This is a genomic window from Priestia sp. BR_2 (assembly GCF_041954005.1).
Classification (GTDB): Bacteria; Bacillota; Bacilli; order Paenibacillales; family Paenibacillaceae; genus Paenibacillus_AQ; species Paenibacillus_AQ lautus_A.
In genome coordinates, this window is record NZ_JAVFHM010000351.1 from 1 (window position 1) to 24,401 (window position 24,401).

General features: G+C 50.3%; 26 protein-coding genes. 13 read left to right on the forward strand and 13 right to left on the reverse strand.

The features are described from left to right. The 5 genes from RB298_RS31795 to RB298_RS31815 form a co-directional block, all read right to left on the reverse strand. Positions 1-850, reverse strand: an 850-nt coding sequence (locus RB298_RS31795; RefSeq protein ID WP_486050316.1) for a copper amine oxidase N-terminal domain-containing protein, incomplete at its 3' end; no start/stop codon positions are given. A gap of 325 nt (positions 851-1,175) precedes the next feature. Then, on the reverse strand, positions 1,176-1,574 hold the full coding sequence (locus RB298_RS31800) for a helix-turn-helix transcriptional regulator (protein ID WP_015733931.1): 399 nt from the start codon (positions 1,572-1,574) through the stop codon (positions 1,176-1,178). 114 nt (positions 1,575-1,688) lie between these two features. Beyond that, a complete protein-coding gene (locus RB298_RS31805) occupies positions 1,689-2,420 on the reverse strand; it encodes a hypothetical protein (RefSeq protein ID WP_213580516.1) in 732 nt (243 codons plus the stop codon). A gap of 184 nt (positions 2,421-2,604) precedes the next feature. Further along, a complete protein-coding gene (locus RB298_RS31810; RefSeq protein WP_375120914.1) occupies positions 2,605-3,330 on the reverse strand; it encodes a hypothetical protein in 726 nt (241 codons plus the stop codon). Positions 3,331-3,590: 260 nt separating this feature from the next. Then, positions 3,591-3,749 (reverse strand): hypothetical protein, encoded by a 159-nt coding sequence (locus RB298_RS31815; protein WP_009591751.1) that lies wholly within the window; start codon positions 3,747-3,749, stop codon positions 3,591-3,593. A gap of 221 nt (positions 3,750-3,970) precedes the next feature. Here RB298_RS31815 and RB298_RS31820 point away from each other — a divergent pair, with 221 nt between their 5' ends. The 6 genes from RB298_RS31820 (at position 3,971) to queF (ending at position 7,978) form a co-directional block, all read left to right on the forward strand. Continuing rightward, positions 3,971-4,423, forward strand: coding sequence for a cell division protein ZapB (locus RB298_RS31820; protein WP_015733928.1), 453 nt, complete (start codon positions 3,971-3,973; stop codon positions 4,421-4,423). Between the two features lie 54 nt (positions 4,424-4,477). Beyond that, on the forward strand, positions 4,478-5,182 hold the full coding sequence (locus tag RB298_RS31825) for an AIM24 family protein (RefSeq protein ID WP_009591651.1): 705 nt from the start codon (positions 4,478-4,480) through the stop codon (positions 5,180-5,182). Between the two features lie 277 nt (positions 5,183-5,459). Next, the gene (gene queC / locus RB298_RS31830) at positions 5,460-6,137 is read left to right on the forward strand and encodes a 7-cyano-7-deazaguanine synthase QueC (RefSeq protein ID WP_096775319.1); all 678 of its coding nucleotides are present in this window, start codon (positions 5,460-5,462) and stop codon (positions 6,135-6,137) included. Beyond that, positions 6,134-6,625, forward strand: coding sequence for a 6-carboxytetrahydropterin synthase QueD (queD, locus tag RB298_RS31835; RefSeq protein ID WP_036662528.1), 492 nt, complete (start codon positions 6,134-6,136; stop codon positions 6,623-6,625). The genes queC and queD overlap by 4 nt, the downstream gene beginning before the upstream one ends. Beyond that, the gene (gene queE, locus RB298_RS31840; RefSeq protein WP_486050319.1) at positions 6,618-7,412 is read left to right on the forward strand and encodes a 7-carboxy-7-deazaguanine synthase QueE; all 795 of its coding nucleotides are present in this window, start codon (positions 6,618-6,620) and stop codon (positions 7,410-7,412) included. Before queD ends, queE begins: the two co-directional genes overlap by 8 nt. Positions 7,413-7,480: 68 nt before the next feature. After that, positions 7,481-7,978, forward strand: coding sequence for a preQ(1) synthase (gene queF, locus RB298_RS31845; RefSeq protein WP_009591586.1), 498 nt, complete (start codon positions 7,481-7,483; stop codon positions 7,976-7,978). Between the two features lie 113 nt (positions 7,979-8,091). On the opposite strand, the gene RB298_RS31850 is transcribed toward queF, so the two are convergent. From RB298_RS31850 to RB298_RS31860, 3 genes are all read right to left on the reverse strand, one after another. Continuing rightward, on the reverse strand, positions 8,092-8,997 hold the full coding sequence (locus RB298_RS31850) for an EcsC family protein (RefSeq protein WP_036662523.1): 906 nt from the start codon (positions 8,995-8,997) through the stop codon (positions 8,092-8,094). 195 nt (positions 8,998-9,192) lie between these two features. After that, positions 9,193-9,666, reverse strand: a complete 474-nt coding sequence (locus tag RB298_RS31855) for a Dps family protein (protein ID WP_096775316.1) — start codon at positions 9,664-9,666, stop codon at positions 9,193-9,195. Positions 9,667-9,871: 205 nt separating this feature from the next. After that, positions 9,872-11,320, reverse strand: a complete 1,449-nt coding sequence (locus RB298_RS31860) for a potassium/proton antiporter (RefSeq protein ID WP_486050581.1) — start codon at positions 11,318-11,320, stop codon at positions 9,872-9,874. Positions 11,321-11,532: 212 nt separating this feature from the next. Between RB298_RS31860 and RB298_RS31865 the strand changes: the two genes are divergently transcribed. Next, the gene (locus tag RB298_RS31865; protein ID WP_486050321.1) at positions 11,533-12,642 is read left to right on the forward strand and encodes a GNAT family N-acetyltransferase; all 1,110 of its coding nucleotides are present in this window, start codon (positions 11,533-11,535) and stop codon (positions 12,640-12,642) included. A gap of 291 nt (positions 12,643-12,933) precedes the next feature. Here the strand turns inward: RB298_RS31865 and RB298_RS31870 are convergent, their stop codons facing one another. Together RB298_RS31870 and RB298_RS31875 are read right to left on the reverse strand one after the other, a co-directional pair. Beyond that, positions 12,934-13,221 (reverse strand): hypothetical protein, encoded by a 288-nt coding sequence (locus RB298_RS31870; protein WP_486050323.1) that lies wholly within the window; start codon positions 13,219-13,221, stop codon positions 12,934-12,936. A 91-nt stretch (positions 13,222-13,312) separates the two neighbouring features. Further along, positions 13,313-13,990 carry a general stress protein gene (locus RB298_RS31875; protein WP_009591703.1) on the reverse strand — a complete coding sequence of 226 codons (678 nt, stop codon included), beginning with the start codon at positions 13,988-13,990 and terminating at the stop codon, positions 13,313-13,315. Between the two features lie 235 nt (positions 13,991-14,225). Here RB298_RS31875 and RB298_RS31880 point away from each other — a divergent pair, with 235 nt between their 5' ends. Continuing rightward, the gene (locus RB298_RS31880) at positions 14,226-15,179 is read left to right on the forward strand and encodes a hypothetical protein (RefSeq protein ID WP_486050326.1); all 954 of its coding nucleotides are present in this window, start codon (positions 14,226-14,228) and stop codon (positions 15,177-15,179) included. A 72-nt stretch (positions 15,180-15,251) separates the two neighbouring features. Beyond that, positions 15,252-15,491: an NHLP leader peptide family RiPP precursor gene (locus RB298_RS31885; RefSeq protein ID WP_015733918.1), complete on the forward strand. Its 240-nt coding sequence runs from the start codon at positions 15,252-15,254 to the stop codon at positions 15,489-15,491. Positions 15,492-15,582: 91 nt separating this feature from the next. On the opposite strand, the gene RB298_RS31890 is transcribed toward RB298_RS31885, so the two are convergent. The 3 genes from RB298_RS31890 to RB298_RS31900 all read right to left on the reverse strand — a co-directional run bounded on the left by RB298_RS31890 (position 15,583) and on the right by RB298_RS31900 (position 21,276). Continuing rightward, positions 15,583-17,472, reverse strand: coding sequence for an ATP-binding protein (locus RB298_RS31890; RefSeq protein ID WP_486050328.1), 1,890 nt, complete (start codon positions 17,470-17,472; stop codon positions 15,583-15,585). Positions 17,473-17,626: 154 nt separating this feature from the next. Then, positions 17,627-19,540, reverse strand: coding sequence for a sensor histidine kinase (locus tag RB298_RS31895; RefSeq protein WP_192569389.1), 1,914 nt, complete (start codon positions 19,538-19,540; stop codon positions 17,627-17,629). Between the two features lie 284 nt (positions 19,541-19,824). Further along, a complete protein-coding gene (locus RB298_RS31900) occupies positions 19,825-21,276 on the reverse strand; it encodes a SulP family inorganic anion transporter (RefSeq protein WP_277748244.1) in 1,452 nt (483 codons plus the stop codon). A 341-nt stretch (positions 21,277-21,617) separates the two neighbouring features. Between RB298_RS31900 and RB298_RS31905 the strand changes: the two genes are divergently transcribed. From RB298_RS31905 to RB298_RS31920, 4 genes are all read left to right on the forward strand, one after another. After that, positions 21,618-22,316 carry a hypothetical protein gene (locus RB298_RS31905; RefSeq protein WP_486050331.1) on the forward strand — a complete coding sequence of 233 codons (699 nt, stop codon included), beginning with the start codon at positions 21,618-21,620 and terminating at the stop codon, positions 22,314-22,316. A 281-nt stretch (positions 22,317-22,597) separates the two neighbouring features. Continuing rightward, a complete protein-coding gene (locus RB298_RS31910; RefSeq protein ID WP_015733913.1) occupies positions 22,598-22,774 on the forward strand; it encodes a hypothetical protein in 177 nt (58 codons plus the stop codon). 96 nt (positions 22,775-22,870) lie between these two features. Further along, entirely contained in the window at positions 22,871-23,263 is a 393-nt protein-coding gene (locus RB298_RS31915) for a hypothetical protein (RefSeq protein WP_015733912.1), read from the forward strand. A 271-nt stretch (positions 23,264-23,534) separates the two neighbouring features. Continuing rightward, on the forward strand, positions 23,535-24,257 hold the full coding sequence (locus tag RB298_RS31920; protein ID WP_486050333.1) for a peptidylprolyl isomerase: 723 nt from the start codon (positions 23,535-23,537) through the stop codon (positions 24,255-24,257). Positions 24,258-24,401 lie beyond the last annotated feature (144 nt).

The following is a 24,401-nucleotide window of genomic DNA, read 5'->3' on the forward strand; positions in this document are numbered from 1 at the left end:
GCATATATTGCACATCATTATTAACAATTTGATCATATTCGCTTGTAGTCTTGTAAGTTCGGATAATCGTTTTATCTGATTGTTTAATCGGATCCGCAGAATTCCGATAACGAGGAAGTTCTCCTTGTTGTAAATAGTAGATTGGTCCAAGTCCTGCACTAAATCGAATTCTTATTGATTGATAGTCACCGAACATGACAGGCCATATATCGTAAACAATAAAATGATCTATTCTTAATGGCAGATCATCAATGGTGAAAATTCGAACATCCTTTTTCCCATCTAACAAGTGTAATTTTGTTCCAAACATATTGATAAAGTTATTATTAAGACTTAATTTTTTCACACTTTCTACTTCTGTTATATCTGGAACGTACTTTGAACCGATCCAAACCCAATTACCGACTCCATCCCAATTTACAGGAACTCCAAGATTCTCGCTTACAAATCTTAATGGTACATAAGTGCGCCCTTTAACAGCTTTAGCAGCCGTATCCATAGTGACATTTTTACCGTTTACAACCGCCTCTTTACTCCCTAAGGTAAGGGCAATCAATTTTCCATCTTTCCTATAAGTAACTGTTTTACCACTAAAACCGATTTCAGCCTTTAAAGCTTCACCAATACCTCTGAGTGGTACTTGCACCCGGCCATTTTCAGAGACAGGCTCTCCGCCTTGAAACCTTACCTTTCTTCCGTCCACCAAGACAGCTAATTTAGGACTTCCAACAGCACTATCTGCTTCAACAGGAATAAAATCATAAAATCCAATCCATACTATACTTAATAATGCCATTACCAATAGCTTTACAGACCATTTTTCCAATTTGCTACTAATCTTCTTCTTCATGCATATCCTCCTGAAAATCGTTATAGATAAACCCTATGTCATTGCTTCATATCTCCTTCCTACGCCCTTGCTTAGGGACATCTACCGCCAACTCTCACAATTACACAACGCTTACAGTTTTGTATGGATGAGAGAAATTGTAGTCATTTTATCATATAATCCTCTATTTTGGTATAATATTCCTAACCTGATTCTAGTTGACTAGTTGATTCATCATCTCTATTCACGACCGCAGTTGCACCCTAAACATGACAAAACCTCGACGATAGTCACATGAATTTGTGTCCATTCGTTCGAGGTTTAATTGTTACATGTAGTGAAAGTGTTATAAACCGGTAGTGGATTCTTCCCGGTCCCCGGCTTGAATCTCAGCCTTCTCCGCGCTTTGCTTATATACAGCAGCCAACACCTTTTCATAAGCGCTTTCAAATTCATCCGGCAGGATCGGCTTGATTTTGTCCATTACATTCAGCAGTTTAAATAGTGCCTGTACCTCCTCTTCCGTTAAACCAAGGGGGTACATTGCAAAATGTCCAATGAAGGTATAGCCGCGGCCGCGGCCTTGGTGAGTGATGGGGATATGCATGGCACTGAGGGCATCCATATCCCGATAAATGGTTCTTTCACTGGTTCCACAGCGTTCGGCAAGCTCCCGAGCAAGTATTCCTGGTCTTGCTTGTACAAGGGTAATGATTCTCATTAGTCGGATCAGTCGGTCTGTCATATGGCATTCTCCCTATCTTTCTAGTAAATTAGACATATTTTTGTTGACTGCTAAATAGTACATTCGACCCTGATATCATTTTTCCTTTTTTATATAGGGATTCTTGTTTCCTGGTTATGACTTAAGTCTAAAGTCCCTTTTCCAGTTCGCATTTTCAGAATAAAACTGCTGATATGTATTCTTATATAGAACACTAAGTTTATAAAGGACTTCGGCCTCCTTTAAATATTCCGGATCTCGAAATCGGGTTGCGTATAAAAGCATCTCATCTGCCTGTCTACGAATCAGATCTTCACCTTGAGTCAAATTCCCCTGTTCCAGCTCTTCTCTTGCCTGCTCCAGGATGAAAGCATTCTGGTATAATTTCAGTACTTTCTCTACCCGGTAATCTGCTTTTCGGTATCTCAATGTCGTATGATTGCTGAATTGAAGCGGTATCGTTCGGGACGGCTGCAAAACCACCTTCTGCTTTAGAACATCCATATAGGTCCATAAAGCAGTAACGATCGGATACACCCCCGATTGACGAGCACCGACACTCAGCTCCAGAACCAATTGCTTGGTTCTCCCTTCCGACAAAGAGCCTAAAGACAACGAGATGTTGCGATCATTCAGAATCTCTCCTTGGCAGCCATACATCTGTTCCACTTGAACGCCTTCTCCTAATTGAAGGTGCAGCTGGACTTCTTCGGCTATGCGCCGACGAAGGCCATTGGACTGCGTTTTCTGCTTCTGGACACCAGCCCTCCACTCGATCAGCAGAAAGACTTGACTAGTGCCGCCAGCGAACACATGGCTGTGGCTCCATGTATAATCCGAATACAAGCCTGACTGCAATACATCCACCTCTTTCCTCTTCTTCTAATAATGTACCAATAGAGAGGGACATCTTACTGTCACGGAACATATGTTTCCATTCCAATTTCGACAAAAAAAGACCACAGCCCTTTGAGCTGCGGTCTTTCGTGGATATGCTTTACGGCAGTTCGCGTACAAGGAAATCTGCGGCTAACCTCAGAATGCCCTTCCTTTACAATAAAATGGTGTTGACGACGGCAAGCAGCACAACATATATCCCTAAAGCGATCCCAATGAATTTGACCAGCTGGGTTGAGCCGATCCGGTACAACTCGATTGCGGCGGCGCTGTTTGCTGCCAATCCGGTCATTAGAGCAAAGACAAGAAGGAAGAAAGCCGGCTTTACCAACAAGAAGCTGAGCAGTCCACTAACGATAAGCACCGCACCGAACGGCAGCTGGAACGAGCCCATTTTGGCGATGTAATCCTTCATGTCGAGCTTTTGTTTGGTCATCATGTTCCCGGCAAGCCAGAACGAACCCAGCAGGATGACGGTTGAGAACAATCCCAGCAAAAGAAAACGGCTCCCCATGCCGAAATCGCTTAACAAGGCGGACATCATGCCCAGTCCGGAATAGAACATCCGCTTGACTCCAAGGCCGAACAACCAAAAGCCGAGGATGCTGGAGGCCATCCCGATCAGGCCATAGATCATGCCTGTTTGATCCCCCCGCATATTCAGGGCGCTCATCGGATTTTTCAATAGATTCAGCAGTACCTGACCATCGACTTGAACGGCCGAGGAAGTTTTGGCATGCGAGCCTCCGGCCGATGCGGAATCTTGACGCCCATGTTCCGGCTCCGCCGCTGCCGCGGTGTATTTCGCCGAGATGTCGTTAGCGCATTGATGTGCGACGCCATCCGTTAATTCTTTACCGCAATGAATGCAAAAGCCCATTTTCTTCAAAACTCCTTTTCTCCTGTTATGGATTATGTATACTGATTCAAGATACAACCTAGTATAAAGGATAACTGTATTATTTTGTAACTGCTTCTGCCATAAAACGTCATATTCAGACGATATTTTCTGTTTGTTTAGGATACTCCCCTCCCGTAGCAGAATGAAAACGACTTCGATAGATTAACGCCAGCCAACGCAAAAAAGCCCGGAGCGTTCTCCGGGTTTTAAAGGCTGCTTAATTGAATATACGGGATCTACTAACCTATTACCGCTGCCGAAGCGGACTTCGTATCTCCCATAAATCTTTCGGTGCGTTGAATGGGCGCGTAAGTGACTTTATCGATTAATAAGCCGTTGCCTACGGGCTTTCCATTCACCGTTATCATAATTTTCTTCACGTTGTTATCTTTCATCATAATCGCAATCTCCTTTTATCTGCTAGTTCATTTTATGTTCATTTCGTATGGGATGGCCTCTATGCGCTTGCTTGAATACATTACCCGCCGCATCGGCAAGTTAAACAACTTAGCTGCGAATGGATTCACTTCCCATGCGAATGTGGGTAATGTATATTAATAGAAACCTGTCGAAATCTGATTCGTATTTACTATAAATAATCGAATGGTGGTGACCCCGCATGTTTAAGCCGTCAAAATCCAGGCTCATCCAACTTTCTTTTATTCTGCTGGTGGCAGGAATCGCGCTGCCGGCCGGAGGACGGACCGCCAGCGCCAATTATTTCAATAATATGTACGATAATATCCAGCAGTTCACGGGACTCCCCGATGAAATAAACCAGCTTAAGAGCAACTATAACCAAGCCCTGCAAGAGCTTGATAAAGCCAAGATCGCTTCCGAACGGCTGCAGCAGCAAAATCTGACCCTGGCGGAGCAGAACTCCAATCTTGCAGAGCAGAACCAGCAATTAACCCAAATGGTAAGCCAGTTACAGGAGGCTGAAGCCGCACGAAAGCGCGGGGCGGAACGTTTAAAAACGGTAGCGATCACCGCCGTGGCGTTGGCTGCCGGATACTTTGTCATCATTCGCGTCCTGCGATTCGGCATGCGCCGAACGAACCGTTCGAGATAGGACAAGCTCTTATCCAGATCCATCCCATTCAACCAGGCAAAAGGAGGCGCGGCGATGATTATCCGAATGGAAGATGCGGCCGGCAGCGGAGCAGGTCAAGCGGTTACGTTCTCCTTGACGGAGGGGGACACGGCGCATGTCCTTCATCCCGAGCAGATCGTTGCCTATCGGGGGCCCTCCTCCGGGCGCAGCGATCGACTTATGAACGTGAAGGGCATCTACCGCAAAAAAAAGCTGATCCGTGCCGACATTACGGGACCCAGCCAGTTTACGGCTGCGCTTCCCCCGGGCTTCAACATGCATGAAATTCAGCTGGAAGGCGAACAGGACATGCTCTATGATTTTCGTCATGTTTTCTTTTACACCCGGTTTGTTACGATGCAGACAAGAATACTGAAAATCAAAAACATGCTGGTCACGCGAGATGCCATTAAGATGAAGTTTTCCGGGAATGGCAGCATCGGCATTCTGACCCAAGGCCCGGTATGCAAAGTCAAGCTGCATCCTACCGAGCCGCTGTATGTGGACGCCGGAAGCATCATCGCCTACCCCGAAGCCGCTAAGCTGGATCTGACCGTATACGGCAATCATCTGGCCAGCCAGCACATGAACTATCACTGGAAGCTCACCGGCGACGGTTATGTGCTGTTTCAAGCGGGACGCCAGAATCAGCGGCTCGTGAACGATTTAAACGACGAAGGCATCATCAAGCGATTCCTGCGGGAAGCAATTCCCTTCGGCGGAGTGTTTATCAAATAATCCGGCCGTGTTATAATGGAGGGCGTAATCGGACTGCATGCCGGTCACGGCTCTCCATGCGGTCACAAGGACAACAGAAGACAATCCATGCGCCTGCATCGGTGCGTGGGAGAGGTTCGTGAACTCCCTCTATAAAAAACTATCGTGTCTTATTCGGTGTTACACCCTAAGAATAAGGCTTGTTTTTTTACGGATTCAGTTCAATGAACTTCTCTTTCTTCTACGGGATCGGCCCTCTGGGGCTGCTCTTAAATTATGAAGGATGAGAGGTTTTTTTATGCTTAAAAATGAAAAAGCAGTCGTTGTTTTCAGCGGGGGGCAAGACAGCACCACCTGCCTGTTCTGGGCGAAGGAACGCTTCGCCGAGGTGGAAACCGTAACATTCGATTATGGCCAACGCCATAAGCTTGAAATAGAATGCGCGGCACAGATTGCCAAGGAGCAAGGCGTGAAGCAGACAGTGCTTGATATGAGCCTGCTTAATCAGCTGGCACCGAATGCATTAACGCGCAGCGATATCGAGATCGCCGAAGGCGACGGCTTGCCTACGACGTTTGTGGATGGCCGAAACCTGCTGTTCCTCAGCTTTGCCGCCGTGCTGGCCAAGGGCGTCGGAGCGAAGCATCTGATCACGGGCGTATGCGAGACGGATTTCAGCGGTTATCCCGATTGTCGGGACAGCTTCATCAAATCGCTCAACGTTACGCTGAACCTGGCCATGGATTACCCGTTCGTCATTCATACCCCGCTCATGTGGCTCGACAAATCCGAAACCTGGGAGCTTGCCGACCAGATGAATGCGCTCGAATATGTTCGCGACCATACGTTAACCTGTTATAACGGCATCAAGGGAGACGGCTGCGGGGAATGTCCTGCTTGCAAGCTGAGAAAAGCGGGGCTCGACAAGTATATGCAGCGCCGCAGCAGCATCTCCGAGAGGGGGCGCCTAGTATGAGCCGCGAGCCCGGGGCTTTCCGCATTGTAGAGCATCTGCAGAAGCTTGGCGAAGACATCGATGCCGGAAGCCTGCGTTACCATCGGAAGCGGGTGCTTGTTTCCAAAGAGTTTACCTTCGATGCTGCGCACCACCTGCATTGCTATGAGGGAAAATGCAAAAACCTGCATGGCCACACGTATAAAGTGGTTTTTGGTATCAGCGGAACTCCAAACGAGGTCGGCATTACCGTGGATTTTGGAGACATCAAGGATTGCTGGAAAACGAGTATCGAACCTTACCTGGATCACCGTTACCTGAACGAGACCTTGCCGCCGATGAATACGACAGCAGAGAACATGGTGGTCTGGTTGTTTGAGAAAATGGAGGAGGCCCTCCGCAGCAGAGAATCCTACGAGGAACAAGGCATGCGAACGGAATTCGTTCGCCTGTTCGAGACGCCGACCAGCTATGCCGAGGTCAGACGGGAGTGGATGATCCATGAATAATGTGCATGAAACGCCTGTTACGGATTCAAACAGGGGCTCCTCCCCTGCCATGACGGTGGACCGTCCGATTCCCGTGATGGAAATTTTCGGTCCTACCGTTCAAGGCGAAGGCATGGTCGTTGGCCGCAAGACGATGTTCGTTCGGACGGCGGGCTGCGACTATCGCTGTTCCTGGTGCGACTCCGCATTCACATGGGACGGTTCCGCTAAGGACTCCATCTCGCTGTTGAGCGCTGATGAGATCTGGCAAGAGCTGTACCGTCTGGGCGGAGAACGCTTCGATCACGTCACCCTGTCCGGCGGCAATCCCGCTCTTCTTTCCCAGCTTGGAGCGCTTGTGGATGAGCTGCATCGGCACGGAATTACCGTTGCCGTGGAGACCCAGGGCTCACGCTGGCAGGACTGGCTGAATCATATCGATGAAGTCACCATCTCCCCTAAGCCGCCAAGCTCGGGCATGGATACGGACTGGGGCAAGCTCGACGATATCGTCTCGCGTTTATCCGCCCGTCCGCCCGGCAGAACCTTCAGCTTGAAGGTTGTGGTCTTTGACGATAAGGACTTGACCTACGCGGAAACGGTCCATGAACGATACCCGAACGTGCCATTTTACTTGCAGACCGGCAATCCCGATGTAGGCACAGGCGATACGACTTCGCTTGTCTCCCATCTGCTGGACCGGTACGAGTCGCTTGTTGATGCGGTCATGCAATCCGACCGGTTAAACGATGTGCGCGTCTTGCCGCAATTGCATACGCTCGTCTGGGGGAATAAACGCGGCGTATAGCACGGCATCAAGAATTTACCGATGATTGGATTGAGTTTGAATTCATATAAATGAAGGAGTTATCATATATGGCTGGAAGACAAAAAGAAGAAATGGAAGACGTTACCCTGCTCGGCAACCAAGGCACGAAATACACCTTCGAGTATGATCCCGGCATTCTGGAGAGCTTTGACAACAAGCATCCCTACCGCGACTATTTCGTCAAGTTCAACTGTCCCGAATTTACAAGCTTATGCCCGATCACAGGCCAGCCGGACTTTGCGACCATCTACATCAGTTACATTCCGGATATCAAGATGGTGGAGAGCAAGTCCTTGAAGCTGTACCTGTTCAGCTTCCGCAATCACGGGGACTTTCATGAGGACTGCGTCAATATCATCATGAATGACCTGATCAAGCTGATGGATCCGAGATATATCGAGGTATGGGGCAAATTCACCCCGCGCGGCGGCATTTCCATCGATCCGTACTGCAATTACGGTCGCCCGGGCACCAAATACGAGGAGATCGCCGCGAATCGTCTGATGAACCATGACCTGTACCCCGAAAAGGTGGATAATCGGTAAGAAACCACCTTTATGGGTTGCGTCATGATATTTTCCGATGTTGATTAAGTAAAGGGATGCCCGCGCATGGCGGGCATCCCTTTTTGTCGTGTCGATCCGTATATCAGCCTTGATTACAGCGGATACTCCATATTCCGAAGACGGTAATGAACACGCCGCTTCTTGTACAGCATTTTCCCGGCTTCGGCCACATCGCTTATGGTGCCTTTGTTGCTGATCGAACCGAATACGATTCCGGCGATCGGAATCAGCTGAAACAGCTTTTTCATCCCGAAGTTATCGGTATACGACTGAACGACTTCACGCCAGCCCTGCAGCTGCGAGAAGACCTGCTCCGTCGCCTGGACGTCGTCAAAACTGGCAAGCTCCTCAAGCACCGCTTTCTTTCCGACGATGTCGGCGGATGCAAACTGCAGGCATTTCACGATAAACACCCGCTCCCGGGGATCGTTCGGATCATACCCGTAACAAAGGGCCATCTCCTGAAGCACCTTGAGCGATTGACCGAGCACCATGGGCAGATCGGCCGCTATCGTAAATACGCCTCCGATTCCCGTTGCCGCCCCTTGGGCCGCCGCGAATTTGACCCGCTTTACCGTCAGCGTATCCGCTGCCGCATCCATGACCTGGAGCGGCAATTTCGCGGCTGCTGCCAGCGTAAGTCCGGAAGCCACCGCCTGCTCCTCTCCGTTCCCAGCGCCACCCGACTCCGCCTCGCCGGATTTCGCGGAAGGGTCGTTCACCGCGGCTGAACCTTCCAATCCAGCGGTCTGAGCCAGTACGTTCATGACCGACTTCTCGCGAACCAGATGCTTCCCGCCGCTTTGAATAAATCCGCCTACCTCGTTCAAGGCGCTTCCGATTTTCTCTTGAACAGCCTTGGGCGTGAGGCGATCCAGCAGCATAAAGGGAATTCTTCCGAGCTTCTCCCAGAACATGACGTCCTTCTGCTCCTTCTCCCATTTCAAAATCTCTTGAAGCTGCGACTCCAGCTGTTGTCGTGATTCCATCTCTGCCATCCTCACTACTCCTCTATCCGAATTAAAACGATCTATGAAGGTTATACGCACAAAATTGAAGAAAGGCGCAATAAATTTCAAATTGAATCTTGCAACAGCATTCGCAAGGCGAACAAAAAAAGAGATCGGCCTTATCAGGTCGATCTCCCTTTGCTTATGTTAGCCGTCATGAAACGGCAGCAACGGATATGAACTTTATTTGCCCAAAAATGCGTTCAGCATCCACGAATGCTTCTGCACAGCGCTCGCCATGCCGGTCAACAGATCGGCTGTCGCATCGTCGCCCTCTTGGTTTGCTGCCTCGATACCGGACTTGAGCTCTCCGGCCACTTTCTCGAAATCCGCAACCAGCTGTCCGACCATCTGCTCGGCCGTGTTTTCATTCGAGACCTCCTGCAGCGTCGTCAGCTTCAAATATTGAGCCATACTGGCGGCCGGTTTGCCGCCGATGGCCAGCATTCGCTCTGCCAGCTCATCCACATAACCAGCGGCCGCGTTGTACAGCTCCTCGAATTTCTCGTGCAGCACGTAGAACTGAGGACCTTTCACATACCAATGATAATGGTGCAGCTTCACGCCAAGCACACTCCAGTTGGCTACCTGCGTATTCAGAATTTGTTGAAGTTCATCGGTCGTATTTCCTTGTGCTTGTTGGGTTAGGTTACTCATCTATATCGTCTCCTTTGATATTGTATTTAGACTTATTCTAAATCCTTGAATTAATCATAACAGATTCTTGTCTCTTTTGCAAAGGAAATCGAAACTTCTCGGATGAAGATAGGATGAAGAAATTACCTCCGATTTATACCTATCCTAAATTATTTTTAAGACCGTCTGCTGTGATGGGGATCATATAGCTTCAGCTGCGAAATCCCTAGGATAACCCCAGAATCGATTTCATTTCCTTCCGTTTTTGCTTCGGATTCATCACGTACAACGTGTCCCCTGCCTCAATGACGGTGTTTCCTCTCGGCGTGATGATGCGCTTCTCCCGAATGATGGCCGTAAAGAGAATATCGTCCGGCAGATTCAGCTGCTGAATCTCCTTGCCGACGATGGGCATATCCCCATCCACCAGCACGTGGTTGATCTCGGAATCCGTTTTTCCTAGTGCCATCAGCTCCAATAAGGACGGGGCCTTTGCTTTATCTTTCTCCACCAGCGCAAGCCTTTGCGTGAGCGGAGAGATGGTGGTGCCCTGGATCACCGCTGAAGTCAAAACAACAAAGAACACGACATTAAAAAACAATTCCCCCTGCCTGATTCCCGCCAATACGGGATATGTAGCCAATACGATCGGTACGGCCCCGCGGAGGCCGGCCCATGAAATCAATATTTTCTCGCGGACGGCAAATTTGGCGAACAGCAGACTGCTGAACACGCCGATCGGCCTGGCGATGAAGATGAGAATCAAGGACAACAGGAGTCCTTGCCATATGACCTTCGACAGCTCGTTCGGGAAGACAAGAAGCCCGAGCAGCACAAACATCACGATCTGCATCATCCACGCAAAACCTTGGTTGAATGCTTGAATCGTCTTACGGTACGTCAGCTCGGTATTGCCGAGCAGCAAGGCCATAACGTATACGGCAAGCAAACCGCTGGCTCCAAGCCATGCGGCGGCTGCATACGTAAGCACGGCAAATCCTAAAGCGGTCACGGGGTATAGCCCCGAAGAATCGAAGTTGATGCGATTGATCACATACACGGCCAGCATGCCGACAAGAATGCCGACAACCAGTCCCAATCCCATTTCCATGACAAAGGAAAAAATAAGCCCGAACAAATTTAAGCCCGGATGTTCTATCCATTCGATTAAGGACACGGTTAGAAACACCGCCATCGGGTCATTGCTTCCGGATTCTGCCTCGAGCGTCATTCGAAGCCTTTTCTTCAGATTCGTTCCGCCAAGAACCGAGAATACGGCTGCCGCATCCGTCGAGCCGACGATAGCGCCGATTAACAGCCCTTCTTTCAAAGAAATATCAAGCACGAAAGAGGCGCATAGTCCGATTACAACGGTTGTCAGCAGGACGCCTATCGTGGCAAGCGAAATGGCCGGACCCAGAACCGGCTTGATTTCTTTGAAATCGGTCTGCATCCCGCCCTGAAATAAAATGACGATCAGTGCGAATATGCCGACCAGCTGCGTGAGCTCCGCATTATCGTAATAAATGAACCGGCTGAGAATCATCCCGATCGCGATAAACAGCACCAGAGCGGGCATGCCGAAACGGGAAGAGAACTTGGTGGTCAATACGCCTGTCAGAAGCAAGGCGCCGCACAGCAAAATCATGGAATCAACAAAACTTGGCAAGCTCATCCCTCCGGCGTCAGATTCGTTCATTTATTATTACCCGAAAAACGCCGCCTTTTCGCATACGCCTAAACCGTAAAACGCTTCGCTGCAGGGCTGGCTAACTCCGCCAACCGGACAATTCCGAATAACCTTAGAAAACGTTTACTGGAAATTCCCTGCCCAATGACTTTATACTGGTAATAACAAGCGACATACATAGGGGAGGCGTCAATCGAGTGAAGATTTCTATGATGAAAAGCGATCAATTGCAACAAGCCGTCGAGCTGTCCGACCGTATTTTTCTTAAGCAGCCGGAGCAGCCTTCAATGGGGGTATCCTTCCCTCCGATATTCTCGCCGGGTATCAGCCATTCCTACGGTGCCTGGGATCAGGACAAACTGGTGTCTTTCATGGGATTCGTGCCGTTCACCATCCAGACTCGCGGTGCCCGATTAAATATTTTCTCCATCGGCTCCGTCTGCACGGACCCGGGTTACCGGGGACAGCGACTTGCAGGCAATCTCCTGGAACAGTGCATGCGGCATGGCGAGGCGTCCGGTGCATCCCTCATCCTTATTTCCGGCGGCAGATCCCTGTATACCCGGGCAGGCAGCCGTTTATTCGGCCGGGCGCTCCGGTTCCGTCTATCTCCGGCCGTCGTGGAGCCGCTGCGTGCTGCAACGGAAAAAAAAGTGAACATCCGGGCCATGCAGCCGCACGATTTGTTCCAGATCCAAAGACTGATGGAACAGCGGGAGGCTGGATATGTTACGACGGCTTCGGAGCTTAACAAGCTGCTGGATGCAAGCGCATACTCCAACGTGATCCGCCTTAAGCAGCAGGTGCTTGTCGCCGAAGAAGACGGGGCGCTGACCGCTTTTGCCATCATCGCCGTACCCGGAGACACGATGACGCCTTCCAGGGAGTCTACCCTCGTCGAGTGGGGAGGAAGCCCTGAAGCAGCCGCACTGATTATAGCCGATGCCGTCGCGTCCTTCAGCCTTTCGGAGCTTACGGTTCCGCTGCCTTGGCAGGATAAGGAGCTTGCCGCTTTAATCCAATCTGCCGGTACCCTGCCTGAGTATATTCGCAACGAGGGAACCATTTATTTGGTAAGCGGCCCGCAGCTGCTTCGTCAGCTGGCTCCTCTGCTTCCGGAGGGGTTGATCCAGGCGGAAGGCGAACATGGTCCGTACCGTCTTACCCTGAGCCATGAAACGTTGGAGCTGGATGACGAAGGTTTGCTTTCCATCCTGTTCGATCCGGAATCCCCGTATCGGGCTAACGGGAGCGTAACCTTCGATCCTGTCCCTCTCCCTTACACAACCGGACTTCAATATATATAATGGAAGAACGAAAGGTGCATCTGATCCTTTTCCCTACGCAGGGGAGGTCATATGCGCCTTTTTTACTTTCGCTTGAGATTGAGTACCTGGAACCTGTTCATCCCAAACAGAACCAGCGTCGATACTGCATCCCGAGGAGTAGCCGTCCGCCTATTTTTCCCAGGATAAGTGCCCTTCCTCTCCGCTTCCACATAGGATGTGATAACCGATCTGATAGAAAGAGGTGCAAGGCCTTGAGTCATCAACCGAAAAGAGGGCTTCAATCCCAAACAAGCCTCGGTATCCCGGGTCTCATCCCTGGATACCCTTACTATCCTTATCCATACTATCCACCGTTTTATCCGCCGGTCTATCCGTTTCCTCCGTATTACCCGGGGTATCCCGGATTTCCTGGACATGGGCATGGGCACGGTCCTTGGCATCCGGGACATGGCCCAGGACCGTGGCATCCGGGTGGACCTGGACATGGCCCCGGTGGACCTGGCGGTCCTGGACATGGGCACGGCCCCGGCGGTCCCGGGTACGGGCCGAGGGGTGCGAGAATGCAGCGCAGCAAGCGTTAACCACGACTTCAAGCAAGCCCCGTGAAGCCGGATTGTCGCCGCAAACAAACCGCCCGGAAGAATCCGGGCGGTTTGTTCATCGTTCATGATGCATATGAGAATAACCCTTATCGTCTCTTCGTGGTTTCTTCACGATCCGGGCTTACAATGTTAGGACTCACGGCGCCGCCATTGCCATCGCCATAGCCTTGATACAGGTTAGGGTCCGGCACGGCATCCTCGGTGGCAGCAGCCGCTTCAGAACGCGAATCTACCGGTGCTCCTGTACCGCTGTAGGTACCTTCTTCACGGTAATGATGTTCATTGAGCGCGCTGTTGCTGCGGAATATATCATATACCTGGCCACCGTTCGACTCATCGGCATCCACCATGACCAGAATATGCCCTTCATCGACGTAGCCCCCATATTCCTCCGCTTGATCTTCCGGAATGCCAAGGCCGATCAGGCCTCCTACCAACCCGCCTGCACCGGCACCCACGGCGGCGCCCGTCAGCGTTGCCGCGATCGGTCCAGCGGCAATGATCGGACCGATGCCCGGAATGGCCAATGCGCCAAGACCTGCGAGCAATCCGGTGACGCCGCCCAGCACGCCGCCGGTAGCCGCTCCGGAGGCCAATCCCTCGGGCGCTTTGGTCCCGGTCTCGTCCTGAATATGGGAAGATTCGCCGCGATCCTTGGCAATGACAGAGATTTCATCGGCTCTGAATCCTTGCTGCTTTAGTTCCTCAATGGCTCGGGTTGCTTCCTGCTCCGTCCGAAAAGCTCCTACAATTTTCTGAGTCATATGAATTCCTCCTATTTGGTCATTTTCGGTTATCGCTGTACATCCCTAAATTAAACGCCAGCCGCCATAATCAAACAAGGAAACCGAATAACCGCTTGTAAAGAACCCCGTCGCAGAGCCGAAACTTCCACATATCGCCATGGAATGGGACTGGTAATATTTAACTCCATAAGCATTCATGTTAATATAGCAAGTAAGCACTTGTACCTTAAAAATTGAATAGGTTGGTGATTCCATGAACTGGTTCAAGCCTTTCGAGGACGATCTTGCCGCCGCTTTCTCGGCCTGCGAAGCAAGGCTGTCCGAATTCCCTGCTCCCCTGAACCAAATCGGTCTTTCATACCTCAGAAAGTTTGACGTCTTTGAGCAGGACAGTTCCAAAAATTACATCTGCTATCTGCTTCCCTTCTGGATGAAAGAACGGACCGCACTCCCTGCCGAGATATACCGTGATCTCTCCACGGCCAACATTATCGGCATGTTATACTACTTCATTCAAGACGACATCATGGACTCGCCTCATGACGGCCAGTCCTCTATCGATCCGAAACACCATCTCGCGCTTGCCAACCTGCTGTATTACGAATTTCTCACATCCTATCAACCCTACTTTCCGGCAAATTCAGAATTCTGGTCTTATCTCAAATACTATACGCACGAATGGTCGGAAGGCGTCATCCATGAAACCCGGGAGGATTACTTCAAGCACGACAGGGCCATGGTTGCCAAAAAGGCGGCTCCCGTAAAACTGGGAAGCACCGCCGCACTGCTTCTATCGGATCAAGCAGACCTTATTCCACGAACGAACGATGTGATGAATCATGTGCTGCTTACCTTGCAGATGATGGACGATTGGACCGATTGGAAGCAGGATCTTGCAGATGGCAGCTACAACTGCCTGCTCTCCCTCATTAAATCGGAACGGGGTCAACCGCAGGACGCTGTTCTAACGATATCCGAAGTACAGGAAGCCATCTTTATCAACAACATGCTGAAGCCTTATGCAGAGATTGCCGCTGCCACCCATGCCCATCTCTTATCGGTTGATATCGAGGCTCCGCACCTGATTTCCTTCCATCAAACCATGGTGGATGAACTTCAGAACGAAGCGAATCATATCGAAAACAGTAAAAAAACCTTGTCTTTTGGCGGGTTAAATTACCATTTGTCTATTCTAAACAAAAAATAATAGATTTTATATTTATTCCATGGTATTCTTTAAGAGTAAAAAATAACCAATTTATTTGAAAGGGTGATTCTTATGACGACAGAAGCCATCTTTCAAACACAATTGATTCAAAAAGCCTGGGAGGATCCTAGCTTTAAGGCAAGACTGCTGAGCGATCCAAAGTCCGCGATCAAGGAAGTTCTTGGTGTACGGATTCCCGACCACATCGAGATTCGAACGCTTGAAGAGAATCCGGGCGAGCTGTATCTGGTCATCCCTCCGAATCCGACTAGCGTGATCAAATCGGAAGCCAAGGAAAGAGCCATCTGGTAAAGACTACATAACAGCCTGGACATTTCATAAATAGATGAATAGGTAAAAAGAGTGGGGACGGTAACCGCCATCGCTGCCGCAGCTTAGCGAATCATTCGCAAGCTGCGGGAAGCGTAATGACGGCATCGGTCCCCACTCCTTGTTTACTCGTAAAATAAATGTCCCCATCCATGGCCTCGATAATTCGGAAGGTCACCATCAGGCCAAGGCCCGTACCCTTCGTTTTGTTAGAGAAATAGGGCTCTCCCAGACGTGCCAGCACATCCGGACCCATCCCCTCTCCATTATCCACCACATGAATAAACACCTGGCCTTGCTGGCGATAGCAGCGGATATGAACCAGCCCTTCGTCGCCCAGCGCCTCAATGCTGTTCTTCACGATGTTAATGAAGGCCTGCTTGAATTTCGAGGAATTGCCCCGAATCGTAATATTCTCCGGAATATCGACGGTAATTCTGCCTCCTTGCAGATGAGCCAGCGGGCCGAGTATGCCTTCGATATGCTTGAACTCCTCGGATATCCGCAGCACCGTGTCTTTCCCGAATTCCGGCTTGGCAAAGGTTAAGAAATCCGTAATGATGCTCGAGGCACGGTCCAGCTCGACCAAGGCCAGATCCAGATACTCCCGTTCGGTGGACTGGGCTTTTCCGGTGAGGAGCTGCAGGAATCCCCGCGTCACTTGCAGCGGGTTGCGAACCTCATGCGCGACCGATGCCGCAAGCTCACTGATGATCTCCATCTTCTCCGAACGCTGCAGCTCATTGTTGAACATCTCAAGCTCTTTGGAGTATTGAAGCATCTGTTCGTGATTTTTGGCAAAATGCCGTCCGAGAATAACGATGAGCGCAATGATGAAGCTGACGATGCCCCATTTCCAGAGGAACAGATTGTAGCTGCCCCGGGTCAGGAAAAACTGCAGCAGCTCGCCCAAACCCACAATGGCAAACACCGCAAAGCCGGCGTTGAAAATAATGGCGTCCTTATTTCCCTTAACGGCATAGTACATCGAGCTTCCGACCAGCAGTACGAATTGAACAATCATGACAAAACCCAGGACCTGAACGGAGAAAAAATAATACAGGTCGAACCATTGATTAAAGGCCCATTGATTGAAGATCAGGAACAGGCCGCAGAACAGCGAATAGAACACCTGGAACTTCCGAAGTTTGCGCAGCACGCCCCTCCAGCCGGGGCCGAAGATTTTTTCAAAAAAGAGACTGAACGAAGGAAGTAAAATAAATAATGAGATGTCATATAACTGAGTATATAAATTTCCATATTCATCAAAAATCGTATAAAGAAACGGGGAGTATGTAAATACCAGTATGCCAACGGATAAAATAATAAACGATAAGGACAGGACGGTAATCAAATATTTTCTGTTCAGAAACACGGCGCAGATCAGCATCACCAATGCAATAAAAACAAAGGCGCTCCCGAGGATGATATCCACCAGATTCGACTTCACGAACTGGTTCAACAGATCATGATAGTTGCCGACCAGTATTTTCCCTTCCATCGTCACATGATCTCGCGCGGTTTCCAGCCAGATGTACAGATCCTTCCCGAGTAAGTCCTGGTGAAGGGGAAGCAAAATGTAGTTCAGCTCATAATTGTACGTACGAGTTGATTCGTAAATCTTCTCATGGTCCGCATATACCGCAACCTGCTGTCCGTGCAGCTTGTCAATCAAAATGCCGGGGGATGCCGATGATATTTCGGGAATCTTCATTTGAATCCATGCGGATGCCTTGGCATGCGGCTTGGAAGGCGTCGAAGCTCCGGTCGAAGTTACCAGCCAGTCATCCCTGTGGGCCGGTACGCTGTCCGGTACCCCTCGGGTTTCGGACCAAAGGATTTTCCACTCCTTAATCGCTGCCCGAGCTGCCGTTTCTTCGGTGGCAAAGACAAGCCCAGGTAACCCCTGGCTAAAAGCTATAACGATGATCAGGAACACAGCGATTCTCCATCCAGACCTCATGGACGCACCTCAAACATTATAATGGGTGATTCTCTTACTGTGTTATTCGCTGCGACAAAACCTTCCACCTTCTAATTTTCGGAAAAATGATAAAATTTTCTATTAATGATATAACAAAGAGAGATGCAGCGCGGCATCTCTCTCGATTGGAAATCTAATCTTCCACTGAATCAGGAACGGACGGAAAGCGAATGATCGCCTCGGTGCCGCTTCCTTTTTCACTGATAAAATGAATGGTTCCTCGCATCGCTTCGATGATCCGGAAGGTGACCATCAGGCCAAGCCCCGTCCCTTTCGACTTATTCGAGAAATACGCCTCGCCCAGCCTCTCCAGATCCCCAGCCTCTATTCCAATGCCGTCATCTTGGATGTGAATCACGACTTCACCTGATTCGGCATAGGCCCAGATGCGAATAACGCCTTCTCCATCCAGTGCCTCGATGCTGTTCTTGACGATATTAATCATCGCTTGCTTCAGTTTGGATGAATTACCGGTGATGTATAATTCCTTGGCGTCATCCAGTTCGATCGTGCCCCCGCTCAGATTCGCAAGCGGCAGCAGAATGCCTTTCACATGCTTCAGCTCCTCATACACGTTCAGCCTGGTCTCATGCTCCAATTCAGGCTTGGCAAACGTGAGGAAATCCGTGATGATCCCGGAAGCCCGGTCCAGTTCTTTCAGCGCCAAGCCAAAATACTCCTTTTCCGTCTGCTTGGAGTTCTCGGCCAGAAGCTGCATGAAGCCGCGCGTCACTTGCAGCGGATTTCGAACCTCGTGCGCAACCGAAGCGGCGAGCTCGCTGATGATCTCCATTTTCTCCGATCGCTGAAGTTCGTGATTAAACATCTCCAGCTCCCGGGAATATTGCAGCACTTGCTCATGGCTTCGGGCGAATTTACGCCCCAGCAATATGATCAGGGAGACGATCAGGCCGATAACGCCCCATTTCCACAGAAAGAGCTCATAATGCCCGTCATGGTAATAGAAGGCCAGCATATCTCCGAGCGTCGCTATCGCCATCATGCCGAAGCCTGCGGTAAAAATATAAGCGTCCTTGTTGCGCTTGGCAGCGTACAGAATCGTGGTACCGATCAGCAGCACCATCTGCAGGATAATCAGGATGCCGAGAATCTTCACGGAGAAGAAATAGTACATATCATAAAACGAATGATGGCTCAGAACATGTACCGCAAGGAAAACCAGGCAGATCCCGGAGTAGGCCATCTGAATTCTTCGGCCGTAGCGAATGATCCGGTAGGGACCGGGTCCGTAGATTTTCTCGAAATAGAAATACAGCGCCGGCAAAACGGTGAAAAGCGAAATATCAAATACCGAGACCCATACGCTGCCGAGTTCGCCATAAAAGGTGTACAGGAACGGCGAGTACGTAATTAGCAAGGCTCCGCTTGCCAGAATGATCACGCTCAGGGACAGCCAGCTGGATACCGTATGCTTCGGAAGGAACAAGCAGCAGAAGAACATGACCACCGCAATAAACAAAAAGGAGCTGCCTAATATAAAATCCTCCAAATCCTTCTTGATAAAACCTCTACGCAGATCATCATACTCGCCGAGCATGATCTCGCTATCGATGCCTAACGTCATATCGCTAGAACCGTTTGTCCAAATATAAACGGTTTTGCCGGCATCATCCGGATGAAAAGGAAGCAGCAGCGAATGATTCGTATACATATAGTCCCGCTTGGCTTCATACACCGGTTCGTCGTTCAAGAAAGCCAGAACATCCTGCCCCTTGATCCGGTCAATCATAATGGCCGATTGTTTCCAAGGAAGGTCGGGCAGGGTAAAACGATTCCATGCTGAAGATACCCCATCTGACTTTGGGGGTTCTTTGTTCTCTGGTGTCCCTGTCAGCCAACCGCTTGAATTCCGAATGCCGGCCGGCGAAACAACCTCCTGTTGTTCGTTATCCCACATAAACTGCCAATCAGGTATCACGGTATGAGCACGCTCAGCATCCGATTGTCCCGGTGATAAAATCGATATAATCAGCAGCAGCGGCACGACCAGCAGAAGCAGGAATATGGATTTGGGCATATCCTTCATCTAGTCAGCACCTCTAACCGTTATTGTCAATATAAATCCGTCTTCTTCTCCATCCTTTGCATCGATTCGACAAACTTCGTGTTCATTTACAATCAATATAACATGAAATGCCAGGTATCGTTTGTAAAATTTTATTTACGTTCATACCGACAACCGGCTGAAAAGCAAGAATGGCGGTGCAAGGATCATATCCTTGAGCACCGCCATTTCTTCATTTGGCATGTTTTTCATCTGACAAACCTTACCTCTATTGAGCACACCTGCTTACAGAATGACTAATGCTTCTAATGCGTAGAGTTTGAAGCAAGGCCGATTTTATCGACCATCCGCTGGCTTTCGTCGTTCAACCCTATGAGCGTGAGGTCTTTCCCCGCTTCCTTGTACTTATGCCATACCTTCGAAATGGCATTCGTGGCTGACTGATCCCATACATGGGATTTGGAAAAATCAATCACGACATGTTCCGGATCATCGTTCACGTCAAACAGATTTACAAAATACATCATCGTTCCGAAAAACAGCTGTCCCCGGATTTCGTATACCTTGGTGCCGTTCGGCTGCATATGGGGCACGGCGTGAATTTTGGCCATCTTCCACCCGAAATTCAGGGCGCTTAAGATAATCCCGATCATGACCCCGATGGCCAGATTATGAGTCGCTACCACAATGATGACCGTTGCCAGCATGACGATGGCATCCCCTAACGGCACGCGGTGAAGCGTGCGAAGCGATCCCCATTCAAACGTGCCGATCGAAACCATGAACATGACCCCGACAAGCGCCGCCATCGGAATCTGTTTCACGACATCCCCGAGCACAATGATGAGGAACAGCAGAAACACGCCGGAAACCAAGGTGGATAACCGGGTGCGCCCTCCCGATTTCACATTAATCACCGTCTGTCCGATCATGGCGCAGCCCGCCATGCCGCCAAAGAATCCGGTGATCACGTTGGAAACGCCCTGACCGCGGATTTCCCGGTTCTTGTCGCTGCCCGTCTCGGTCATCTCATCCACGAGCGACGCGGTAAGCAGCGATTCCGTCATCCCGACGACAGCAAGAGCCAGGGAAATAGGCAATATCGTCATGATCATGTCCAGGCTCACGGTTACATTCGGAATGTGGAAGAACGGCAGTGCCTGGGTAATGTTGCCCATGTCCCCGACCGTTTGCACCGGGGCTTTGAACCAAACCGCAACGATCGTCATCACGATGATCGCAACGAGTGCCGATGGAACCGCTCTGGTTATCAGCGGCAATAAATAAATGATCAGCAGCGTGCCGATCACCATCAAGTACATCGGCCACGATTCGCCCTTGAAATTCGGAAGCTGGGCCAGAAAAATGATGATGGCCAGGGAATTCACGAAGCCGGTGATAACCGGCTGGGGAACAAACGTGATAAAACGTCCGAACTTGAGCGCTCCCATCAACCATTGCAAGATTCCCGTCAGAATCGTTGCCGCATACAAATACTCGATCCCGTGCATAGCCACAAGCGGTCCCATCAATGACGCCATGGCCCCTGTCGCCGCTGAGATCATGCCGGGACGGCCGCCGAAAAACGAAATGCTGACGGCAATCACGAAGGACGCATAGAGTCCCACCATCGGATCAACGCCTGCCATGATGGAGAAGGCGATCGCTTCCGGGATGAGAGCGAATGCTACCGTCAGACCCGATAAAATATCTTTGCGCGAGTTGCCAAAGAAGCCTTGTCTAATCCATTGAAACAAAGTCCTGATCACTTCCTGTTCTGTTGTTGGTTGTTGACAATCCACTCTCAGAATTGTCCCGGTCCGTTAGTCGCTTTTTCGATTATAACGGGATCATTTTAAAATTTCATTGTTCAATTTAAGGGAAATAATCCACGAAATCATTCATTTTCTCTCATTTATCTTGTGTTTGGTCCATTTTCCTTATTTGAAAATTTTCATAATACGTCAACCGACAGGGAAAGATAGAGCTTGCTTGGTTTGCCATAACCTGAATGTTTCGGGATTCATTCTTGATTCAGCGGGTAAAGTCGAAGTATAGAAACCTATTGTAATTGAAAACAAGGAAGGAGATGGACACGATGCGAGACGAAAACAATCGGAATACGCTGGCAGATTTGACATATTTGGAATTCGAGGCCAAACGGAAAGTCGAGGATACGGATTTGATTCCGCAAGACGATCTGAGAGACGTCAACACCTATACGGAGCAAAGCCTAAGCAGCGAAGACGCGGATCATATCGCGTACGATCAGAATGAAGCGGCTCCTGCGGATGCAAAACCGGAGGAGCGGATGAACCCCGATCACAGCGCCATTGATGCATGGGAAGCTACAGGTGCCGATCCGGATCAACGGACCATTGCCGATGAGCGGTTATCCTTGTCATCCGATGCCGGAGAAGCCGACGAGGTGCGGCTGGACCGCACCGCCGACGAAACGGTTATTCGCGATGTCGCGGACGACGAGACGGACCGGGAATGGCGGGCCATCGAGGGTGAGCCCCCAACTCGTCCGGGTGACGAGGTCATCGCCGAGTACACCGGCGATGCGGAGCAGAGAGTCGCAGCCGACGCCGCGTTTTCAGGCAGCGGTACCGCCTTTCTGAATCAGGACATTTTTATGAATTACCCTTCGGGTGAAGAGGAGTATACGCCGCTGGAGGACGTGCCCGACGCGGACGCGATTGCGGCCAACAGCCCAGTGGATCCCGCCGCGCCTCCGACGGAACAGATGCACGGAACCGATTTGCTGAACGGCAGCAATGGCGAGGACGACTAAAACCTGCAAGACCCGCCTCTCCTTATAGGAAGGCGGGTCTTATACTAGCACTGTATGATCCCTCTATTTTCCGAATATGATATCCAGCCAGCCGAGAAATGACATCCACAACAGGATGCCGATCAGGGTACCCCATATGAGTGCCGTTAATATGTTGCCCTTTCTTTCCATGCCTACGCCTCCCATACAACCGTCTTTATAGTAAAACAGTATGGGTCAAGCTATCAGTTCTTATACCAGCCGTTCATTTCAAAGATTCGATTTCATAGGAGGAACAGCCGATGAAGAAACAACCTGACGAGAAGCACCGTTTAGTGACCGAACGCGACATCGATGAGGAATTCGGCCTGTTTGTCGAGGATTCCTATCCGGACAGCATTCCGATACCCGACAGCATCAAACACGAGAAGCCGGATGGCAGCGGTACGAGTAACCGCGGAAATCCTCCGTCATCCTAAACAACACCGGGCAGGAATCGTGATCCTCTTCTTTCACCCATGCCATACCTTCCAACATACACTACACCATACGACCCTGGAAGGATGATGCCTCATATGAAAGGATTGCCGATCCATCCCTGCAGACATAAGATCACCCTGCAGCAGCGACTGGCCTCGTTGACCGGACATCTGGTAGAAATCAACGCGCCGAACACCGGGTTGGAACCCGGACGGCTGCAGCGGGTATTCCCGAAAAATTTCATCAAGGTGCAGGGCGAGCTTTTTGTGCCGTCCAGTCTCAACTCGGTTCGGGTATTCGATGTCAAGCCGCCGGGCAAAACGGTGCGGGTTGGGGTACGGACCACCTTCCCGACCCGCGGCGCCTTCGACCGGATCCGGCTTGTCAGAATCGGAGCCGATTTCATCGAATTGCTTGCCAAGGACAAGAACCGTTCGCGGATTCTGCTCCCTTTAAACAAAGTGGAGGGCATATTTCCTGCCAAGTAAAGACGTACAATGCTCCCCATTTCCTGAAGCTTCCGGACTTGTACAGGTTCGGGAGCTTATTTTTTGCATTCTGAGCCGCTGGCCTTGATTCGTTAATCGCAAGGAAAACATCCTCTATACGCGGTCGGTCTTCTGTGACATAACGTTGATAACGGTTTCCTTAATGTATACTCCGCTATTTCGATTTTCAGTACTTGTCCAACCTGTGATAAAATATGATACAGATTACATGCTTAAGACCTGATAAGGCAAAGCACAGGAGGAGTCAATGATGTTGAAACGCAGAACACGCTGGATGCCGGCTCTGCTCGTCATTCTTGGGCTATTGTTCGTGATGACGGCATGCGGCCAGAATGACAAGGAAACCGAAAGCGGCGCAGGCGGCGGAACAGGTTCGACGAACGGCGCCGCGGCGCCCGGAGCGGAACCGCCGAAGGAAACCGAGGTCAAGGAGAACGTGCCCGACCCGAACGCCAGCCACCCTATCGTCACGATTGAAATGGAGAACGGCAAAACGATAAAGCTTGAGCTTTACCCGGAGGTTGCGCCGAATACGGTGAACAATTTCATCTCTCTGGTGGAACAAGGGTTTTACGATGGCACAGGCTTTCACCGCGTCATCCCCGGCTTCATGATTCAAGGAGGCGATCCTGACGGAAACGGCACGGGGGGACCCGGCTACGCGATCGCCGGAGAATTTACGTCCAACGGGTTTCAGAATGACCTGAAGCATACGACAGGCGTATTATCCATGGCGCGCGCGCAGGATCCAAACTCCGCCGGGTCGCAATTCTTCATTATGGTCGCGGATGCGCCTTCGCTGGATGCCCAGTACGCCTCCTTCGGTAAGGTCATCGAAGGCATGGAAACGGCTGAGGAAATCGTGGGCTTGGAGCGGGATCAGATGGACAAGCCGCTTGAAGTGCCCGTCATGAAGAAAGTGACGGTCGATACGCTCGGGAAGGATTATCCGGATCCCGAACAGCAGGAATAGCTTTTTTGGGATAAGCGCTGCGGCTCAAGCGCTGTCAGCGAACCATTTTCCTTCCTCGCTTGTGAATGAGCACAGAATCCGGACGGCTTACCAAACAACATGCGAAAGAGGACCGAAGCACGCTTGAAATATAGCTGCGTTCCG

Coding starts and splice junctions, on each gene's coding strand:
- RB298_RS31800 (WP_015733931.1), bottom strand. CDS start 1,574: ATGACAGACCGACTGATCCGACTAATGAGAATCATTACCCTTGTACAA.
- RB298_RS31810 (WP_375120914.1), bottom strand. CDS start 3,330: ATGGGCTTTTGCATTCATTGCGGTAAAGAATTAACGGATGGCGTCGCA.
- RB298_RS31815 (WP_009591751.1), bottom strand. CDS start 3,749: ATGATGAAAGATAACAACGTGAAGAAAATTATGATAACGGTGAATGGA.
- RB298_RS31820 (WP_015733928.1), top strand. CDS start 3,971: ATGTTTAAGCCGTCAAAATCCAGGCTCATCCAACTTTCTTTTATTCTG.
- RB298_RS31825 (WP_009591651.1), top strand. CDS start 4,478: ATGATTATCCGAATGGAAGATGCGGCCGGCAGCGGAGCAGGTCAAGCG.
- queC (WP_096775319.1), top strand. CDS start 5,460: ATGCTTAAAAATGAAAAAGCAGTCGTTGTTTTCAGCGGGGGGCAAGAC.
- queD (WP_036662528.1), top strand. CDS start 6,134: ATGAGCCGCGAGCCCGGGGCTTTCCGCATTGTAGAGCATCTGCAGAAG.
- queE (WP_486050319.1), top strand. CDS start 6,618: ATGAATAATGTGCATGAAACGCCTGTTACGGATTCAAACAGGGGCTCC.
- queF (WP_009591586.1), top strand. CDS start 7,481: ATGGCTGGAAGACAAAAAGAAGAAATGGAAGACGTTACCCTGCTCGGC.
- RB298_RS31850 (WP_036662523.1), bottom strand. CDS start 8,997: ATGGCAGAGATGGAATCACGACAACAGCTGGAGTCGCAGCTTCAAGAG.
- RB298_RS31855 (WP_096775316.1), bottom strand. CDS start 9,666: ATGAGTAACCTAACCCAACAAGCACAAGGAAATACGACCGATGAACTT.
- RB298_RS31860 (WP_486050581.1), bottom strand. CDS start 11,320: ATGAGCTTGCCAAGTTTTGTTGATTCCATGATTTTGCTGTGCGGCGCC.
- RB298_RS31875 (WP_009591703.1), bottom strand. CDS start 13,990: ATGACTCAGAAAATTGTAGGAGCTTTTCGGACGGAGCAGGAAGCAACC.
- RB298_RS31880 (WP_486050326.1), top strand. CDS start 14,226: ATGAACTGGTTCAAGCCTTTCGAGGACGATCTTGCCGCCGCTTTCTCG.
- RB298_RS31885 (WP_015733918.1), top strand. CDS start 15,252: ATGACGACAGAAGCCATCTTTCAAACACAATTGATTCAAAAAGCCTGG.
- RB298_RS31890 (WP_486050328.1), bottom strand. CDS start 17,472: ATGAGGTCTGGATGGAGAATCGCTGTGTTCCTGATCATCGTTATAGCT.
- RB298_RS31895 (WP_192569389.1), bottom strand. CDS start 19,540: ATGAAGGATATGCCCAAATCCATATTCCTGCTTCTGCTGGTCGTGCCG.
- RB298_RS31905 (WP_486050331.1), top strand. CDS start 21,618: ATGCGAGACGAAAACAATCGGAATACGCTGGCAGATTTGACATATTTG.
- RB298_RS31910 (WP_015733913.1), top strand. CDS start 22,598: ATGAAGAAACAACCTGACGAGAAGCACCGTTTAGTGACCGAACGCGAC.
- RB298_RS31915 (WP_015733912.1), top strand. CDS start 22,871: ATGAAAGGATTGCCGATCCATCCCTGCAGACATAAGATCACCCTGCAG.
- RB298_RS31920 (WP_486050333.1), top strand. CDS start 23,535: ATGTTGAAACGCAGAACACGCTGGATGCCGGCTCTGCTCGTCATTCTT.